Here is a 17,207-nt window from a genome sequence, read left to right as displayed (position 1 = left end):
TAGAGCCTTCGGCGTCGTGCGTGCGGCGCTTGGGCGTCATTATGCGCCCGTGCCCGGACGGCGGGCATCGGGCGCGCCGCTCAGTGACGCTGGCCGGTCGCCGGCGCGATGCCGGTCTCGACGCCGGGCGCCGCGAACAACTGCGCGACGTCGACGGGATCGAATTCGTAGCGCTGGTTGCAGAACTCGCAGTGGATCTCGACGTGGCCGCGCTCGACGATCACGCTGTCGACTTCGTCGCGGCCGAGCATGCGCAGCATCGCGCCGACCTTCTCGCGCGAGCATGAGCACTGGAAGCGCGTGCCCGCAGGTTCGAAGTGCTGCACGTTCTCCTGCCAGAACAGCCGGCGGAACACGACTTCCGGTTCGACCTCGAGCAGCTCCTTCGCGGACAGCGTGCCGCCGAGCGTGCAGACGCGCTCCCACGTGTCGATATCGGTTTCTGCGTTGCGCGGCACGATGCCGCCGTCGCCCGGCAGCTTCTGCAGCAGCATGCCGACCGCACGGTCGCGATCGGCCGCGAGCCACAGCCGCGTGTCGAGCTGCTCGGAGTGGTGCATGTAATGCTCGAGCACCTGCGACACCGATTCGAGCGGGCCGTCGACGCCGTTCAGCGGCACGATGCCCTGGTACGGCTGCTGGCCCGGCAGCTTGTCGGCCGGGTCGAGCGTGATCACGCAGCGGCCGTGGCCGCTCGCGTTGACGAGCGACGCGAAACTCGTGTCGTCGCCGATCGTTTGCGCTGCGTCGCCGGAGAACTTCGCGGTGGCCCGCATCGACAGATCCGAGCCGCACTGGACGACCAGCATCTGGACCGGCCCGTCGCCGAAGATCTGCATGATCAGGGTGCCGTGAAATTTCAGGTTCGCGGACAGCAGCGCGCACGCGGCCATCATCTCGCCGAGCACCGTGCGCACGGGGGCAGGGTAGTCGCGGCGGGCGAGCACTTCCTGCCACGTATTGCGCAGCGAAACGATCTCGCCGCGCACGGGCGCCGCATTGAACATGAATTTCTGTAACTGGTCGCTCACTCTTCTTCCTTGAAATCCGTGCGAATCACCCGATCCGCACGAGTTGCTCCTTGAAATGCGCGCGCCGCTCGACGTATGTCTTCGCGTTCGCGCGCAGCCGCGCGACGTCTTCCGCCGACAGCTCGCGCACGACTTTCGCCGGTGCGCCGAGAATCAGCGAATTGTCCGGGAACGTCTTGCCTTCCGTCACGACCGCGCCGGCACCAACCAGACAGTTGCGGCCGATGACCGCTCCATTCAAGACCACCGCCTGAATACCGATCAGCGAACCTTCGCCGATCGTGCAGCCGTGCAGCATCGCCTGGTGCCCGATCGTCACGTTTTCGGCAATCGTCAGCGGAAAACCGGGGTCCGTGTGCAGTACCGCGCCTTCCTGGACGTTGCTGCCGGCGCCGACGGCAATCGTCTCGTTGTCGCCGCGTATCGTCGCGCCGAACCAGACGCTCGCGTTTTCCTCGAGCACGACCTTGCCGATGATGGCCGCCGTATCGGCGACGAATACGCTTTCGTGGATCGTCGGGGCCGTATCGCCCAGCTTGTAGATCGTCACGGAGTCTCCTTGTCTCTTCGGTGATGGGCGCCGGTAGAATGGCGCGTCTGGTTTGCCCGGCGCATGGCGCCGCGGAACGATCGCATATTGTAAACCGTCGCGTGCGTGCGCTCCCGCGATACGCATGGAGGGTGTCCCCGTTTATGAGCATGGAGTCTTCTTCTTTCGGTCATGCGCCGGCCTGCGTGCGCCACGCCGCGCTCGACGCGCTGCGCGCATCCGAACCCGCGGCCAAGGCCGCGCAGGTGCGTTCGCTGTACGACGCGCTGCTGGCCGGGCAGGCCGCGATCGCGCCGTCGCTCGAACTGCGCGAACCGGCCGGCCTGCCCGGGCGCCCGGTGCGTCCGGCGCTGGTCGAGCCGCGCCAGCTCGAGCGACGCAGCATGCGTTCGGCCGAAGGGCGCGCGGTGCTGCTGCACGCGCTCGCCCATATCGAATTCAATGCGATCAATCTGGCGCTCGACGCGGTCTGGCGGTTCGCGGGCCTGCCGGATGCGTTTTATGCGGACTGGCTGAAGGTCGCGGCCGAGGAGGCCTATCACTTCACGCTGCTGTCCGACCGGCTGGCGGCATTCGGGCATGCGTACGGCGATTTTCCCGCGCACAACGGGCTGTGGGAGATGTGCGAGCGGACCAAGGGCGATGTGCTGGCGCGCATGGCGCTCGTGCCGCGCACGCTCGAGGCCCGCGGGCTCGATGCTTCGCCGCCGATCCGTGCGCGGCTCGTACAGGCGGGCGACGATGCATCGGCTGCGATCCTCGATGTGATCCTGCGCGACGAGGTCGGTCATGTCGCGATCGGCAACCGCTGGTTCCGGTATCTGTGCGACGAAGCCGGCCGCGATCCGGTGCCGGCCTATCGCCAGCTCGCCGAGCAATACCATGCGCCGCGGCTGCGCGGCCCGTTCAACTTCGATGCGCGTCGCGACGCCGGATTCGAGCAGGCCGAACTCGACGAACTGGCCGCGCAGGACGCAGCGGCCGGAAACGCCGCGCGTTAGCCGGATCGCGTCCGGCTGCGTGTTGTCTGCCGGGCCGGCCCGCGCGCCCTGCTGGTGGCGGTTCCTCGGCGAAGCCTTGAACGACTCGGCCGCTAGAGCTTGACCTCGAATGCCGGTCGTCTGAACGCAGGCGTCGCCGCTATAATCGAACGATCATTCTTTTTTCTGGCGGCTGCAATGAGTGCGTCGAGTTCTGTTTCCGATTTCGTCACGGTGCGCGGCGTGAAGCTGCATGTGCGGCGCTGGGGCCGGCCCGATGCGCCGACGCTGTTCATGCTGCACGGCTGGATGGACGTTGCGGCGTCGTTCCAGTTCGTCGTCGATGCGCTCGCGGGCGACTGGCAGGTGATCGCGCCCGATGCGCGCGGCTTCGGGCTGTCCGACTGGCCGGTCGCGCGGCAGGGCGGCGGCCACTACTGGTTCCACGAATACCTGGGCGACCTCGATGCGCTCGTCGATCACTATGCGCCGACCGGCGAAGTCAATCTGGTCGGGCACAGCATGGGCGCGAACGTCGTGTGCCTGTATGCGGGCGCGCGGCCGGAACGCGTGCGGCGCGTGGTCGACCTCGAGGGTTTCGGGCTCGCGCCCGCGCGGGCCGAGCAGGCGCCGCGCCGGCTGCGCGGCTGGCTGGACGAACTGCGTGAGCCGCCCGCGCTGCGCCCTTACGCGTCCCTCGACGACGTGGCGGCGCGCCTGACCAGGACCAATCCGCGGCTCGACCCGCGCCGCGCCGCCTTCCTCGCCGCGCACTGGTCGAAGCGCGGCGACGACGGCCTCTATCACCTGCTGGCCGACCCCGCGCACAAGATGCCGGGGCCGCTGCTGTACCGGCTCGACGAGGTGATGGCCACCTGGGCGCAGGTGCGCGCGAAGGTGCTGCACGTCGAGGCCGTCAATTCGCCGACGCTCGCGCACCTCGCCGGCGACATCCCGCTGCCGGAATTCAAGGCGCGTTTCAACGCGTTCCCCGACTGGCGCGAGAAGCTCGTCGAGGATGCCGGCCACATGGTGCATCACGACCAGCCCGAGCAGATTGCGGCGCTGATCGAGGCGTTCTGCGCGTAGGTCCGCGACGGCGGCGGCGGGGCAGGCTGGCGGTGCAATTGCCGCATTGCAGTAGAATGAAGCCTTACCTGCCATGCCGACAATGAACGCTGATCTCCACTGCCATTCGAATGTTTCCGACGGGTTGCTGTCGCCTGCCGACGTCGCGCGCCGCGCCCATGCCGGCGGCGTGACCCTGTGGGCGCTGACCGACCACGACGAGATCGGCGGCCAGGCTGAGGCGCGCAGCGAGGCGGAAGCGCTCGGCATGCGTTACCTGAGCGGCGTCGAGATTTCGGTCACGTGGGCATCGCGCACCGTGCATATCGTCGGCCTGAACATCGATCCCGCGAACCCGACGCTCGTCGACGGCCTGTACCGCACGCGTCACGGCCGCGCGGCACGCGCGCGGGCGATCGGCGCGCAACTCGCGACGCTCGGCATCCCCGACGCGTACGAAGGCGCGCTGAAGTACGTATCGAATCCCGACCTGATCTCGCGCACGCACTTCGCGCGCTTTCTCGTCGAGCACGGCCACGCCGAATCGACGTCCGACGTGTTCGACCGCCTGCTCGGCGACGGCAAGCCCGGGTTCGTCCCGCATCGCTGGGCCGCGCTGTCCGATGCGGTCGGGTGGATCCGCGCGGCGGGCGGCGAAGCCGTGGTCGCGCATCCGGGCCGTTACCGCTATACGCCCGTCGAATTCGACGCGTTCTTCGGCGAGTTCATCGAGCTGGGCGGCCGCGCGATCGAGGTCATCACGGGCAGCCACACGCCCGACCAGTACCGCGAATATGCGGACGTTGCCCGCCGCTTCGGTTTCGAAGTGTCGCGCGGCTCGGATTTCCATGCGCCGGGCGAAGGCCGCGTCGAGCTCGGCGGCTTGCCGCCGCTGCCGTCCGACCTGACACCGGTCTGGGAGCGCTGGCTCTGACGCCGGGCGGCTGCCCGTCGCCCGCGTCGTGGCCGACGCGCGCATCCGACTTCTCCCTCTTTACCTGCTTCCATGTCCCAGTTCTTCAGGATTCATCCGGATAATCCGCAGCCGCGCCTGATCAAGCAGGCCGTCGAGATCGTCAGCAAGGGCGGCGTGATCGCGATGCCGACCGATTCGAGCTATGCGCTCGCGTGCCATCTCGACGACAAGGATGCGGTCGAGCGGGTGCGCCGGATTCGCGGCCTCGACGAGAAACGGCACCTGTCGCTGCTCGTGCGCGACCTGTCGGAGCTCGCAAACTTCGCGATGGTCGACAACCGCCAGTACCGGCAGATCAAGTCGGTGACGCCGGGCCCGTACGTATTCATCCTGCAGGCGACGAAGGAAGTGCCGCGCCGGCTGTCGCATCCGTCGCGCAAGACGATCGGGCTGCGTGTGCCCGATCACGCGATCACGCTCGCGCTGCTGGAATCGCTCGGCCAGCCGCTGCTCGGCACGACGCTGATCCTGCCGCCGGACGACGAGCCGCTCAACGATCCCGACGACATCCGTGCGCGGCTCGAGAAACAGGTCGATCTCGTGATCGACGGCGGCGCGTGCCCGCGCGAGCCGTCGACGGTGATCGACCTGACCGGCGACGCGCCGGAACTCGTGCGCGCGGGGCGCGGCGCGCTCGAACCGTTCGGACTCTCGGCCGCGTAAGCGCGCGACGTTCCAATTTTTGCGCGAGTGCGCTTGTTACAATAACGCGATATGGATGCTTCCCTGATACAGACCATCGCCGTCTACGCGCTGCCCGTGATCTTCGCGATCACGTTGCACGAGGCCGCGCACGGCTACGCCGCCCGCCTGCTCGGCGACAACACCGCCTACGTGATGGGGCGCGTGTCGTTCAATCCGATGCGCCACATCGATCCGATCGGCACGATCGCGATCCCGCTCGCGATGTATTTCCTGACGGGCGGCGCGTTCCTGTTCGGCTATGCGAAGCCGGTGCCGGTTTCGTTCGGCAACCTTCGCGATCCGCGCTGGGGCAGCCTGTGGGTAGCGCTCGCGGGCCCGGCCTGCAACTTCGTGCAGGCGCTGATCTGGGGCCTGCTGACCCTCGTGCTGCCCGCGGTCGGCATCGACGAGCCGTTCTTCACGCGGATGGCGTTTGCCGGCGTCAGCGCGAACCTCGTGCTCGGCGTGCTGAACCTGTTTCCGCTTCCGCCGCTCGACGGCGGCCGCATCCTGGCGGCGCTGCTGCCGCCGAAGCAATCGATCGCGCTGTCGCGCATCGAGCCGTACGGTTTCATCATCGTCCTCGTGCTGGTCGCGACGGGCGTGCTGACGAACTTCTGGCTGCGCCCGCTCGTCAATGTCGGCTACGCCGTGCTGAGCGCCATCCTGTCCCCATTCGCCTCGCTTTTCTAACGACAATCATGTTCCCAGAACGTATTTTCTCCGGCATGCGACCCACCGGGTCGCTGCACCTCGGTCATTACCACGGCGTGCTGAAAAACTGGGTGAAACTGCAGTCCGAGTACCCGTGCTTCTTCTGCGTCGTCGACTGGCATGCGCTGACGACGCACTACGAGACTCCCGAGGTCATCGAGAAGAACGTCTGGGACGTGCTGATCGACTGGCTCGCGTCCGGCATCGATCCGGCGCAGGCGACGCTGTTCATCCAGAGCAAGGTGCCCGAGCATGCGGAGCTCGCACTGCTGCTCGGCATGAGCACGCCGCTCGGCTGGCTCGAACGCGTGCCGACCTACAAGGAGCAGATGGAGAAGCTGAAGGACAAGGACCTGTCGACCTACGGCTTCCTCGGCTATCCGGTGCTGATGGCGGCCGACATCCTGCTGTATCGCGGCTCGCTCGTGCCGGTCGGCGAGGATCAGGTGCCGCACGTCGAGATGACGCGCGAGATCGCGCGCCGCTTCAACTACCTGTACGGTCGTGAGCCCGGTTTCGAGGAGAAGGCGCTCGAGGCCGCGAAGAAGCTCGGCGGCAAGCGTGCGAAGCTCTATCACGAGCTGCGCAACGCGTATCAGCAGGAAGGCGACGACGAGGCGCTCGAACAGGCGCGCGCGATGCTGCAGGAATCGCAGAGCCTGTCGATGAGCGACCGCGAGCGCCTGTTCGGCTATCTCGAAGGCGCGCGCAAGATCATCCTCGTCGAGCCGCAGGCGCTCCTGACCGAAGCGTCCCGGATGCCGGGCCTCGACGGCCAGAAGATGTCGAAGTCGTACGGCAACACGATCGGCCTGCGTGAAGACGCCGAGACGATCACGAAGAAGGTCCGCACGATGCCGACCGATCCGGCGCGCGTGCGCCGCACCGATCCGGGCGATCCCGACAAGTGCCCGGTGTGGCAGCTGCACCAGGTCTACACGGACGAAGCGACGCACGAGTGGGTGCAGAAGGGCTGCCGCTCGGCGGGCATCGGCTGTCTCGACTGCAAGCAGCCGGTCGTCGAAGGCATCCTGCGCGAGCAGCAGCCGATGCTCGAGCGCGCGCAGAAGTACATGGACGATCCGTCGCTGCTGCGCGCGATCGTCGCGGACGGGTGCGACAAGGCGCGCAAGTACGCGACGGAAACGATGCGCGACGTGCGCGACGCGATGGGCCTGTCGTACAACTGATCCGGTCCGCGCGCATGAACGAATCCGTCATCGCCGCCGCGGGCGGCCACGTCGCACAGGTCGAGCCGTCGCGCTGGGTCGCCCGGTGGTCGCCGCTCGTTCCGACGGGCGGCGCGGTGCTCGACGTCGCCGCGGGCGGCGGCCGCCATGCGCGCTGGTTCGCGTCGCAAGGGCATCCGGTCGTCGCGCTCGACCGCGACCCGGCCGCGCTGGCCGCATTGCGCACGATCGCGGGCGTCGATGCGCGCGACGCCGATCTCGAAGGCGCGCCGTGGCCGTTGCCGGCCGGCGAGCGGTTTTCCGCCGTGATCGTTACCCATTATCTGCACCGTCCGCTCTGGCCCCATCTGCTCGATGCAGTTGCGCCGGGCGGCGTGCTCATCTACGAAACTTTCGCGCAAGGAAACGAAACGGTCGGCAAACCGTCCAACCCCGCGTTCCTGCTCGCCCCGGGCGAGCTGCTGGACGCCGTGCACGGCCGCCTGCGGGTGATCGCGTACGAGGACGGTTTCGTCGCCGCGCCGCGCGAGGCGTTCGTCCAGCGTCTCTGCGCAGTGCGCGAGGGCGCGACCCCGAAGGCGGGGGCGGGAATTCCACGTTACGAACTGCCCGGCTAATCCGCTACAATCTCAACGTTTACCGGTACACAATCAATCGCGTTTCATGGCTAACGGCACCCAAGACGGCATTCAAATCCGCGGCAGCATCCCCGCGATCGTCACCCCGATGCTCGAAGACGGCAGTCTCGACCTGCCGGCGTTTCGCAAACTGATCGACTGGCACATCGCGGAAGGCACCGATGCGCTCGTCGTCGTCGGTACGAGCGGCGAGTCGGCAACGCTCAACGTCGAAGAGCACATCCTGATGATCCGCACGGCGGTCGAGCATGCGGCGAAACGCATCCCGATCATCGCGGGCGCGGGCGGCAACTCGACCGCCGAGGCGATCGAGCTGACGAAGCACGCGAAATCGGTCGGTGCGGACGCGACGCTGCAGGTCGTGCCGTACTACAACAAGCCGACGCAGGAAGGCATGTACCGTCACTTCAGGACGATCGCCGAAGCGGTCGACCTGCCGGTGATCCTGTACAACGTGCCGGGCCGCACGGTCGCCGATATGGCGAACGAGACGATGCTGCGTCTCGCGCAGGTGCCGGGCATCATCGGCGTGAAGGAAGCGACCGGCAACATCGATCGCGCCGCCCACCTGATCAAGGCCGCTCCGAAGCATTTCGCGATCTACAGCGGCGACGATCCGACCGCGATCGCGCTGATGCTGCTCGGCGGCCACGGCAACATCTCGGTGACGGCGAACGTCGCGCCGCGCGCGATGAGCGAGCTGTGCCGCGCGGCGCTGGCCGGCGACGTGCAGACGGCCCGCGAACTGCACATGAAGCTGCTGTCGCTGCACAAGAACCTGTTCATCGAGGCGAACCCGATTCCGGTGAAGTGGGCACTGCAGGCGATGGGCAAGATGCAGGGCGGCATCCGACTGCCGCTCACGGCGCTCGACGAGCGCTACCACGATGCCGTGCGTTCGGCCCTCGTCGAGGCCGGCGTCCTCGCCTGATGCCGAGGCGGCCGCGTCCTGCGGCCGCCGGCTCGACCCCTGATCAACCCGCACCGGCCGGCTCCGTCCGGCGCCGCTCCTGACGAGCGTTCAAGCAAGACGAAGGATTTCATGAAACGTTTCGCCTTTTCCTCTCGCGCCATCCAGATGTCGATGGTGGCGCTGGCGCTGGGCGCGCTCGCTGGCTGCGATACGCTGAACGACTATCTGGCTCCCGACCGGGTCAACTACAAGAACACCGGTTCGGCGCCGCCGCTCGCGGTGCCGAGCGACCTGAAGCCGGTGCCGACGACCCAGCAGTTCGTCGCGCCGCCGACCAACGCGGGGCTCGGCACGCTGCCGCCGCGGGCCACGACGCAGGCCGGCAACGCGACCGACGGCATCCCGAGCGCGCAGGATCCGCTCGGCATGCACATCGAGCGCGACGGCGATCGCCGCTGGCTCGTCGTCGATGGCCGGACGCCCGAGCAGCTGTGGCCGATCCTGAAGGATTTCTGGCAGGAGAACGGCTTCTCGCTGAAGACCGACGCGCCGTCGACGGGCATCATGGCCACCGACTGGGCCGAGAACCGCGCGAACATTCCCGACGACTGGTTCCGCCGCACGATCGGCAAGGTCATCGATTTCGCGTACTCGTCCGGCACGCGCGACCGTTTCCGTACGCTCGTGAACCGCACGTCGGACGGCAATACCGACATCTCGATCACGCACAGCGCGATGGAAGAAATGATGGTCGGCCCGCAGGGCGGCACGTCGTCGCGCTGGGAAGAGCGTCCGCGCAACCCGGTGCTCGAAGCCGTGTTCCTGTCGAAGCTGATGCAGAAGTTCGGCCTGACCGACGCGCAGGCCAAGCAACTGCTGACCGATGCGCGTCCCGCGACGGCGCCGGCGCAGGTCAGCGACACGAGCAGCGGCGCAGCGACGCTGCAGCTGGCCGAGTCGTTCGACCGGGCGTGGCTGCGCGTGGGCCTCGCGCTCGACCGTACCAACTTCACGGTCGACAATCGCGACCGCGAGAAGGGCGTGTACACCGTGCGCTATGCGAATTCGATGGAAGAGCTCAAGCGCGACGGCCTGTTCGGCAAGCTGTTCTACGGCGGTCCGGCGGCGGCGAAGCCGGGCAGGGAATTCCTGGTCAACGTGCGTGCGCAAGGCAGCGGCGGCACGCAGGTCGCGGTGGTCGGCGCAAACGGCCAGATCGACAACTCGTCGGACGCGCAGCGGATCATTTCGCTGCTGCACGCGCAGCTGAACTGAGCGCGTGCGATTCGCCAGCCTCGGAAGCGGCAGCGAAGGCAACGCGCTGGTCGTCGAGGCCACGAGCGGCACGACGACCACCCGCGTGCTGCTCGACTGCGGCTTTTCTGCCAAGGAGGTCGAGCGCCGGCTCGGCCGACTGAATCTCGGCATCGATGATCTCGATGCGATCCTCATCACCCATGAACACAGCGACCACGTCGGCAGCGCGCTGACGCTCGCCCGGCGCGCGTCGCTGCCGCTCTACATGAGCTGGGGCACCGCGCGCGCGGTAGGCGCGGACGAAGCCGATGTCGATCTCCACGTGCTGTGGGGCGACGAGACGGCCGCGATACGCGATCTGGCCGTCATGCCCTATACGGTTCCTCACGATGCGCGCGAACCGCTCCAGTTCGTCTTTATGGACGGCTGCAGTCGGCTCGGCGTACTGACGGACGTCGGGATGGCCACGCCGCACATCACAGCCGTCCTGAGCGGCTGTGACGCGCTGGTGCTCGAATCCAACCATGACCCCGCGATGCTGGCCGCGAGCCGCTATCCGCAGTCGCTGAAGGCGCGGATCGGCGGCAACCACGGCCACCTGAGCAACGACGCGGCGGCGGACATCCTCGCGTCGCTCGAGCGCAGCCGCCTCAAGCACCTGGTCGCTGCGCACCTGAGCCAGCAGAACAACCTGCCGGAACTGGCGCGCCAGGCGTTTGCCGGCGTGCTGGGGACGAGCGGGGAGGAGGTGGTCGTGGCCACGCAGGACGCGGGATTCGACTGGCTGATGCTCGGATGAGTGGGGCACGGCCGCTGCGGCGGCCCGGTGCGGCGGCCGGGCGATCGCCCCGGAATCCGCAGACGTAAAAAAACCGGCCCTCGGGCCGGTTTTTTTTCAGCTGACGCTGAGGCTTACTGGCTTGCGCCCGAAGCCGGAGCAGCCGTCGCTGCCGAAGCAGCCGACGCCACTGCAGCAGCAGCGTCGCTCGCAGCAGCCGTTGCCGACGAAGCAGCAGCCGAAGCGTCGCTCGCAGCACCAGCAACTGCCGAAGCAGCCGTCGAAGCAGCAGCAGCTGCGTCGCTTGCAGCCGACGAAGCAGCTTGATCAGCGCTCTTGTTGCAAGCAGCCAGTGCAACAGCAGCCAACAGGGAAGCTACGAGGAGGGATTTCTTCATGATCACGTCCTTTTATGGTTAAAGGTAAGCAACAGCGCGAAACAATACCGGTAATGTGCTCCAACACCGACCTGGGCCGCTGGTGGAGACGCACTTCTAGAGCGTGAATCTTCCCTACGGCTTGGGCGGAAATTATATGCACTTTCCTATCGACCGTCGACAAATGCGGGGTCAATACGTTGTCTTTCCCATACAGAATTTGATCTGTATGGGCATACGGGGCGACTCACACTAATTCCGGCTTCCGACCCGTATCCAGCCCGCACGATACCACTCGTGCAACAAGGCTGTCATCGAGGGAACCCGAGATAGTGTTACAAACCGTTTCGCCTCCATCTGGCGTTGATTGGCCAGTTCGGGCAGCCATTCGCCGGCTTGCTCGAGCGGTCCTTCCTCGCCATTAATGAAGTACGATCGCGCGTTATACATCAATGCGGCCCTTCTGTCGAGACACACGCCGCGGCGTGACGCTTGCGCGACGAACGCGGCCTCGGTCAGCGGGCGTGCGGGCGGGTCGAATACGACGTTCGGTTTGGGCTCGCTCAGGTAGCAGCCGAGGAATTCGGCGACGTCGCGCTTACGCCAGCGGATTGCGTCGACGATCTCGGCGACGCGTTCGACCATCGCCGGAGGCAGTTGCGCGGGCATGTCGACGGCCGGCTGCTTCGGATCGCGGTAGAGGTCGTCGCCGTTCCCGTCGCGCAGGCCGCCGCGCTCAGCGAGATAGTACAGGAACTGGGCGCCCAGTTCGCCCGCGGACGGGGCCCGGAAGCCGATCGAGCAGGTCATGCATTCGCCTTCTGCGACGCCGTCGTGCGCGATGTGCGGCGGCAGGTACAGCATGTCGCCGGGCTCCAGTACCCATTCGTCGCTCGGCTCGAAGTTTTCGAGGATCTTCAGCGGTACGTCCGGCTGCAGCGACAGGTCTTTCTGCGCACCGACGCGCCAGCGGCGCCGGCCTTCGACCTGCAGCAGGAATACGTCATACGAATCGAAGTGCGGGCCGACGCCGCCGCCGTCGGTTGCATACGAGATCATCAGGTCATCCAGCCGCGCGTCCGGGATGAAGCGGAAGCGGTCGAGCAACGCACGTGCCGCGTCGACATGCAGGTCGAGCCCCTGCACGAGCAGGGTCCAGGACTTGCGCGTGACGGCCGGCAGCGAGCCGGGCTCGAACGGGCCGTGCGCCAGTTGCCACTTGTTACGAAAATGGGTGATCAGTCGCGACTCCGCGTCATAGTCGGATGCGAGCTCGAACAGCGCATCGCGCGTGACCGGCGACGCAACGCCGGGGATCGCCTGGCGGATCAGGAGCGGCTTCTTTTGCCAGTAGCCGCGCATGAATTGCGCCGGCGTGAGACCGCCGAGCAGCGGTGTGGGAAGATCGGAAGGCGGCGCGCCGAGCGGGGCGGCAGCGGCATCCCGCGGTTCGGCTTGAGACCGGTTGCGCATCGTATAATGAGACTTGTATTTGGGAGAATTGGATGAAAATCGCAAAAAACACCGTCGTGTCGGTCACTTACAAGCTGTCGGATGCACAGGGCAATCTGATCGAGGAAAGCGACGAGCCGATGGTCTATCTGCACGGCGGCTATGATGGCACGTTCCCCAAGATCGAGGAACAGCTCGACGGGCACGAGCCGGGTTACCAGGCGCAGATTCAGCTCGAGCCGCAGGACGCGTTCGGCGACTACGATCCCGAACTCGTGAAGATCGAGCCGCGCGATCGTTTTCCCGAGCCGCTCGAAGTGGGCATGCAGTTCGAAGGCACGCCGGAAGACGGCGACGAGGACGTCGATTCGCTGATCTATACGGTCACCGACGTCGCCGAAGACAAGGTCGTGCTCGACGGCAATCACCCGCTGGCAGGCATGGCGCTGCGTTTCGCACTCACGGTGAAGGACGTTCGCGAAGCAACCGAAGACGAAATCGAGCATGAGCACGCGCATGGCGCGGAAGGGCTCGAGATCGTTGACGAGGACGAAGACGAAGACGGCGAAGCGCCGTCAGGGCGCACCCTGCACTGAGCTCGCAGGCAGGCCGGGCGCCGGCCCCGATGCAGGGGGCGGTGCCGGCCACGACGCGCCGCCGGGTGCGGTGCCGTCACCCTGCAGCGGCGGCGCGACCGCCGACGAGTCGGGCAGCACCGGCAACGCGGGGATTTCCGGCATCTGCGGCAGCGGAACATCGTCGTGCGGCACGGGCGGCAGCGCGGGCGGCACAGGCAGGTTCTTCGGTACCTCCTGCAGGCTCACGCTGAAGATCGTCTGCCGTGCCGGCGACACGCTCACCTTTACCCACTGATTCGCCGGATGGCGCGGTCCGATCGCGACGCGCGTCACGTTTCCCACCAGGTCGCCGTCGTCGGTCCGCAGCGGTCGATCGATCAGAAAGCCGTTCGCGAGCGATTCGCCGCTCGCGTGCATCACCAATATCGGGCCGCGGAACGTCGTCGCCGCCTTCACCAGCGTTCGTTTCAACTCGCGGAAGCCATCGCGCACGCGCGGCCGGTTGAAACGCAGCCACGCGAACCGCTCCGAGCGTTCATAGCGTTCGAATTGCGGATCGCCTTCGAAAATCACCACCATCGCACGCGCTTCGCGCCGCTTCGCGTATTCGGCTGCGTGATCGATCCAGAATCCGTTCGCGATGACACGGTCCTCGAATTCGCCGTTGCGGCCGCCGGCCGTCAGGAAGTGGTTGTTCGGCGCCGGCGCGTTGAGTGCGACATAGACGATGTCGTCGCGCATCCAGCGTGCGTTTTCGCGATACGGCCGGAACCGGGCGATCTCGCTTTCCCGCGTGATCTGCAGCGCGCCCGGGTCGGGCAGCGCCGAATCGGCGAGCAGCGTCTGCCGCAGGAAGTCGAGCCGTTCGACCGGATCGTAGCTGCCGCCGGCCACGGTGTTGCACGTTACCCAGTCGTCGTGGCCGGGGATGAATACGAGCGGCACGCGTGCGGCGTCCAGGATCGCGCCGCGCTGTGAATACAGCGCATCGCGGCACGCTTCCTTTGAACCCTTGAGATCGCCTGCATAGACGACGAAAGCGAGGTTGCGCTCGCGCGCGATCGAATCGAGCAGCCGCTGGGTCGCCGGTTCGTCAGCCGGTACATTGATGACGCCCGACACGACCGCGAACGAGTAGGGCGCGGTGGCACGCTTCGGTGGCGCTGCCAGCGCGCCTGCCTGCGCGAGCGCCAGCACCGCCGCGGCGAGCGTGGCGGCGGCGCGGGCCGGCAGGCGCCGCGGGATGCGCTTACGCGTGCCCGTCGGCATCGTGTGACCGGACCAGCGTGCGCAGTTCGTACAGCAGGTCGAGCGCCTCGCGCGGCTTGAGATCGTCAGGGTCGATGTCGCGCAGCTTCTCGAGCGCCGGATGCGGCGTGTCGGGCAGCGCCGGCGCGTCCGCGCATTCGAAATCGTCGGCGACCACCGGCTGCGCGCTGAACAGGTCGAGTTGTGGCGTGTGTTGTACCGCCGACTGCTGTTCGAGATAGGCGAGGTGCTTGCGCGCGGCGCGGATCACGGGCGCCGGGACGCCCGCGAGCTGCGCGACCTGCAGGCCGTAACTCTGGTTCGCCGGGCCTTCGTTGACCGCGTGCAGGAACACGATGCCATGGCCGTGCTCGACGGCCGACAGGTGCACGTTGGCGGCTTGCGGGAATTCGGCCGGCAGTTGCGTCAGCTCGAAGTAGTGCGTCGCGAACAGCGTGTAGCAGGCGTTGTGCGCAAGCAGGTGGCGCGCGATGGCCCACGCGAGTGCGAGGCCGTCGAACGTCGACGTGCCGCGGCCGATCTCGTCCATCAGCACGAGGCTTTGCGGGGTCGCGTCGTTGAGGATCGCCGCGGCCTCGGTCATCTCGACCATGAACGTCGAACGGCCGCCCGCGAGATCGTCGGCCGCGCCGATGCGCGTGAAGATCCGGTCGATCGGACCGAAGCATGCGGACTTCGCCGGCACGTAGCTGCCGACGTAAGCCATCAGCGCGATCAGTGCGGTCTGCCGCATGAACGTCGACTTACCGCCCATGTTCGGACCGGTGATCAGCAGCAGCTTGCGTTCGGTGCCGAACCGGCAGTCGTTCGCGATGAACTGCTCGACCTGTGCTTCGACGACCGGGTGGCGGCCTTGTTCGATTTCGATGCCGATCTCGTCGGTGAAGGTCGGCGCGACCCAGTCGAGCGCGCGTGCGCGTTCGGCGAATGCGGCGAGCAGGTCGAGCTCGGCGAGTGCCGACGCGACGCGCTGGCACTCGGGGATGAACGGCAGCAGCGCCTGCAGCACCGCGTCGTACAGCGCTCGCTCGCGCGCCAGCGCGCGTTCCTGCGCGGACAGTGCCTTGTCCTCGAAGGTCTTCAGTTCGGGCGTGATGTAGCGCTCGGCGTTCTTCAGCGTCTGGCGGCGGCGGTAGTCGTCGGGCACCTTGTCGGTCTGGCCGCGCGTGACCTCGATGTAGAAGCCATGCACCTTGTTGTATTCGACGCGCAGGTTCGCGATGCCGGTGCGCGTGCGTTCGCGCGCTTCGAGATCGATCAGGAACTGCCCGCAGTTCTCCGAGATGTCGCGCAGCTCGTCGAGCTCGGCGTCGTAGCCGCGCGCGATCACGCCGCCGTCGCGCACCATGGCGGCCGGCTCGGGCGCAATCGCGCTCGTCAGCAGGTCGAGGCATTCGGCGGGCGGCGCGAGCGCCGCGTCGACACGGGTGAGCGCGTCCGCATTCGCGACGATCGCGCTGATGCGCTCGCGCAGCGCCGGCAGCGCGGCGAACGTATCACGCAGGCTCGACAGGTCGCGCGGGCGCGCGGACAGCAGCGCGAGGCGCCCGGTGATCCGTTCGACGTCCGCGATCTGGCGCAGCGCGCTGCGCAGCGCATCGAGGCTTGCATTCGCCGGTGCCTCGAGCAGCGCGCCGATCGCCTGCTGGCGCGACTGCGCGGCGACCGACGCGCGCGGCGGGTGATGCAGCCAGTGACGCAGCAGCCGGCTGCCCATCGTCGTGCAGCAGGTGTCGAGCAGCGAATACAGCGTCGGCGACTCGGTGCCGCGCAGCGTCTCGGTCAATTCGAGGTTGCGGCGCGTGGCCGGATCGAGCCCGATGTATTCGGTTTCGTTCTCGACCTTCAGGCTGCGCACGTGCCGCAGTTGCTGGCCTTGTGTGGCCGCCGCATAGAGCAGCAGTGCGCCGGCCGCGCCGCAGGCGCTCGTCAGCGAGTGCGCACCGAAACCGTCGAGGCTCGCGACATCGAGTTGATCGCACAGGCGCTGCGTGCCCGACGCGATGTCGAAGTGCCACGCCGGCACGCGCTTGGTTGCGCCCGTGCCTGCCGGCACGGCGTCGGTTGCGCCGTCCGCCGTCAGGATTTCGGCCGGCCGGATGCGCTCGAGCGCGGCGCCGAGCTGCTCGGGTTCGATTTCGGCGAGCCGCAGCGCACCGCTTGCGAGGTTCAGCCACGCGAGGCCGATGTTGACCGCGACGCCGCGCTTGTTGTGGCCTGTACACATCGCGAGCAGGTAGACGTCGTTCTTGTCGGACAGCAGTGCGGCATCGGTCAGCGTGCCGGGCGTGACGACGCGCACGACCTTGCGCTCGACGGGGCCTTTCGACGTGGCCGGATCGCCGATCTGCTCGCAGATCGCGACCGATTCGCCCATCTTCACGAGCTTCGCAAGATACTGCTCGACCGCGTGATGCGGCACGCCGGCCATCTTGATCGGCGTGCCGGCCGACGCGCCGCGCTGCGTGAGGGTCAGGTCGAGCAGGCGTGCGGCCTTTTCGGCATCTTCGAAAAACAGCTCGTAGAAGTCGCCCATCCGGTAGAACACGAGCGTGTCGGGATGGTCGGCCTTGATGCGCAGGTACTGCTGCATCATTGGGGTGTGGCCTGCAAAGGCTTCGGGCGACAACGTGGTCATAGGTCAGGCATCAGGTTTGTTGCTTTGGTCGCCCGAGTTTACCAGCGGCCCCGACGTGCAAGTGCGAAGTTCGCCGTTCGGCCAGGTGCAGGAGACCACGACCGGCTGCTGCCG

The 17,207-nt window shown here is 67.2% G+C and carries 16 protein-coding genes; 11 read left to right on the top strand and 5 right to left on the bottom strand.

Features of this window, described 5'->3' with window-relative positions:
• Positions 1 to 80: 80 nt before the first annotated feature.
• Together hslO and FPJ27_RS29860 are read right to left on the bottom strand one after the other, a co-directional pair.
• On the bottom strand, positions 81 to 1,031 hold the full coding sequence (hslO, locus tag FPJ27_RS29865; protein WP_034183574.1) for an Hsp33 family molecular chaperone HslO: 951 nt from the start codon (positions 1,029 to 1,031) through the stop codon (positions 81 to 83).
• A gap of 25 nt (positions 1,032 to 1,056) precedes the next feature.
• Positions 1,057 to 1,581, bottom strand: coding sequence for a gamma carbonic anhydrase family protein (locus tag FPJ27_RS29860; RefSeq protein ID WP_204423745.1), 525 nt, complete (start codon positions 1,579 to 1,581; stop codon positions 1,057 to 1,059).
• A gap of 143 nt (positions 1,582 to 1,724) precedes the next feature.
• Between FPJ27_RS29860 and FPJ27_RS29855 the strand changes: the two genes are divergently transcribed.
• The 10 genes from FPJ27_RS29855 (at position 1,725) to FPJ27_RS29810 (ending at position 10,800) form a co-directional block, all read left to right on the top strand.
• Complete coding sequence (locus tag FPJ27_RS29855; protein WP_204423743.1) at positions 1,725 to 2,582, top strand: ferritin-like domain-containing protein; 858 nt, start codon at positions 1,725 to 1,727, stop codon at positions 2,580 to 2,582.
• A 177-nt stretch (positions 2,583 to 2,759) separates the two neighbouring features.
• A complete protein-coding gene (locus tag FPJ27_RS29850) occupies positions 2,760 to 3,650 on the top strand; it encodes an alpha/beta fold hydrolase (RefSeq protein WP_072437009.1) in 891 nt (296 codons plus the stop codon).
• 82 nt (positions 3,651 to 3,732) lie between these two features.
• Positions 3,733 to 4,563 (top strand): 3',5'-nucleoside bisphosphate phosphatase, encoded by an 831-nt coding sequence (locus FPJ27_RS29845; RefSeq protein ID WP_072437250.1) that lies wholly within the window; start codon positions 3,733 to 3,735, stop codon positions 4,561 to 4,563.
• Positions 4,564 to 4,635: 72 nt separating this feature from the next.
• Positions 4,636 to 5,268 carry an L-threonylcarbamoyladenylate synthase gene (locus tag FPJ27_RS29840; RefSeq protein ID WP_204423741.1) on the top strand — a complete coding sequence of 211 codons (633 nt, stop codon included), beginning with the start codon at positions 4,636 to 4,638 and terminating at the stop codon, positions 5,266 to 5,268.
• 51 nt (positions 5,269 to 5,319) lie between these two features.
• Entirely contained in the window at positions 5,320 to 5,982 is a 663-nt protein-coding gene (locus tag FPJ27_RS29835; protein ID WP_175961232.1) for a site-2 protease family protein, read from the top strand.
• A gap of 8 nt (positions 5,983 to 5,990) precedes the next feature.
• Positions 5,991 to 7,193: a tryptophan--tRNA ligase gene (locus tag FPJ27_RS29830; protein ID WP_006487046.1), complete on the top strand. Its 1,203-nt coding sequence runs from the start codon at positions 5,991 to 5,993 to the stop codon at positions 7,191 to 7,193.
• Positions 7,194 to 7,207: 14 nt separating this feature from the next.
• Positions 7,208 to 7,810 (top strand): class I SAM-dependent methyltransferase, encoded by a 603-nt coding sequence (locus tag FPJ27_RS29825; protein WP_204423739.1) that lies wholly within the window; start codon positions 7,208 to 7,210, stop codon positions 7,808 to 7,810.
• A 46-nt stretch (positions 7,811 to 7,856) separates the two neighbouring features.
• On the top strand, positions 7,857 to 8,762 hold the full coding sequence (gene dapA, locus FPJ27_RS29820) for a 4-hydroxy-tetrahydrodipicolinate synthase (protein ID WP_072437013.1): 906 nt from the start codon (positions 7,857 to 7,859) through the stop codon (positions 8,760 to 8,762).
• A gap of 111 nt (positions 8,763 to 8,873) precedes the next feature.
• Entirely contained in the window at positions 8,874 to 10,019 is a 1,146-nt protein-coding gene (gene bamC, locus FPJ27_RS29815) for an outer membrane protein assembly factor BamC (protein WP_072437014.1), read from the top strand.
• 4 nt (positions 10,020 to 10,023) lie between these two features.
• The gene (locus FPJ27_RS29810; protein ID WP_072437015.1) at positions 10,024 to 10,800 is read left to right on the top strand and encodes an MBL fold metallo-hydrolase; all 777 of its coding nucleotides are present in this window, start codon (positions 10,024 to 10,026) and stop codon (positions 10,798 to 10,800) included.
• Between the two features lie 608 nt (positions 10,801 to 11,408).
• Here the strand turns inward: FPJ27_RS29810 and FPJ27_RS29805 are convergent.
• Positions 11,409 to 12,629, bottom strand: a complete 1,221-nt coding sequence (locus tag FPJ27_RS29805) for a cupin domain-containing protein (protein WP_072437017.1) — start codon at positions 12,627 to 12,629, stop codon at positions 11,409 to 11,411.
• A gap of 32 nt (positions 12,630 to 12,661) precedes the next feature.
• On the opposite strand from FPJ27_RS29805, the gene FPJ27_RS29800 reads away from it, so the two are divergent.
• The gene (locus FPJ27_RS29800; RefSeq protein ID WP_072437018.1) at positions 12,662 to 13,204 is read left to right on the top strand and encodes a peptidylprolyl isomerase; all 543 of its coding nucleotides are present in this window, start codon (positions 12,662 to 12,664) and stop codon (positions 13,202 to 13,204) included.
• Here FPJ27_RS29800 and FPJ27_RS29795 read toward each other — a convergent pair.
• Complete coding sequence (locus FPJ27_RS29795; protein ID WP_204423736.1) at positions 13,184 to 14,455, bottom strand: hypothetical protein; 1,272 nt, start codon at positions 14,453 to 14,455, stop codon at positions 13,184 to 13,186. The genes FPJ27_RS29800 and FPJ27_RS29795 overlap by 21 nt on opposite strands.
• Positions 14,436 to 17,093: a DNA mismatch repair protein MutS gene (gene mutS / locus FPJ27_RS29790; protein WP_204423734.1), complete on the bottom strand. Its 2,658-nt coding sequence runs from the start codon at positions 17,091 to 17,093 to the stop codon at positions 14,436 to 14,438. The genes FPJ27_RS29795 and mutS overlap by 20 nt, the downstream gene beginning before the upstream one ends.
• Positions 17,094 to 17,207: the final 114 nt, after the last annotated feature.

Source organism: Burkholderia sp. MS455, assembly GCF_016899445.1.
Lineage (GTDB): Bacteria > Pseudomonadota > Gammaproteobacteria > Burkholderiales > Burkholderiaceae > Burkholderia > Burkholderia pyrrocinia_C.
Note: the sequence above shows the minus strand (reverse complement) of the source record. Positions and strands in the feature narration are given on the sequence as shown.

Bases quoted from the DNA above. Each gene is read 5' to 3' on its own strand.
- FPJ27_RS29855 (WP_204423743.1), top strand. From the start codon at position 1,725: ATGAGCATGGAGTCTTCTTCTTTCGGTCATGCGCCGGCCTGCGTGCGC.
- FPJ27_RS29850 (WP_072437009.1), top strand. From the start codon at position 2,760: ATGAGTGCGTCGAGTTCTGTTTCCGATTTCGTCACGGTGCGCGGCGTG.
- FPJ27_RS29845 (WP_072437250.1), top strand. From the start codon at position 3,733: ATGAACGCTGATCTCCACTGCCATTCGAATGTTTCCGACGGGTTGCTG.
- FPJ27_RS29840 (WP_204423741.1), top strand. From the start codon at position 4,636: ATGTCCCAGTTCTTCAGGATTCATCCGGATAATCCGCAGCCGCGCCTG.
- FPJ27_RS29835 (WP_175961232.1), top strand. From the start codon at position 5,320: ATGGATGCTTCCCTGATACAGACCATCGCCGTCTACGCGCTGCCCGTG.
- FPJ27_RS29830 (WP_006487046.1), top strand. From the start codon at position 5,991: ATGTTCCCAGAACGTATTTTCTCCGGCATGCGACCCACCGGGTCGCTG.
- FPJ27_RS29825 (WP_204423739.1), top strand. From the start codon at position 7,208: ATGAACGAATCCGTCATCGCCGCCGCGGGCGGCCACGTCGCACAGGTC.
- dapA (WP_072437013.1), top strand. From the start codon at position 7,857: ATGGCTAACGGCACCCAAGACGGCATTCAAATCCGCGGCAGCATCCCC.
- bamC (WP_072437014.1), top strand. From the start codon at position 8,874: ATGAAACGTTTCGCCTTTTCCTCTCGCGCCATCCAGATGTCGATGGTG.
- FPJ27_RS29805 (WP_072437017.1), bottom strand. From the start codon at position 12,629: ATGCGCAACCGGTCTCAAGCCGAACCGCGGGATGCCGCTGCCGCCCCG.
- FPJ27_RS29800 (WP_072437018.1), top strand. From the start codon at position 12,662: ATGAAAATCGCAAAAAACACCGTCGTGTCGGTCACTTACAAGCTGTCG.
- FPJ27_RS29795 (WP_204423736.1), bottom strand. From the start codon at position 14,455: ATGCCGACGGGCACGCGTAAGCGCATCCCGCGGCGCCTGCCGGCCCGC.
- mutS (WP_204423734.1), bottom strand. From the start codon at position 17,093: ATGACCACGTTGTCGCCCGAAGCCTTTGCAGGCCACACCCCAATGATG.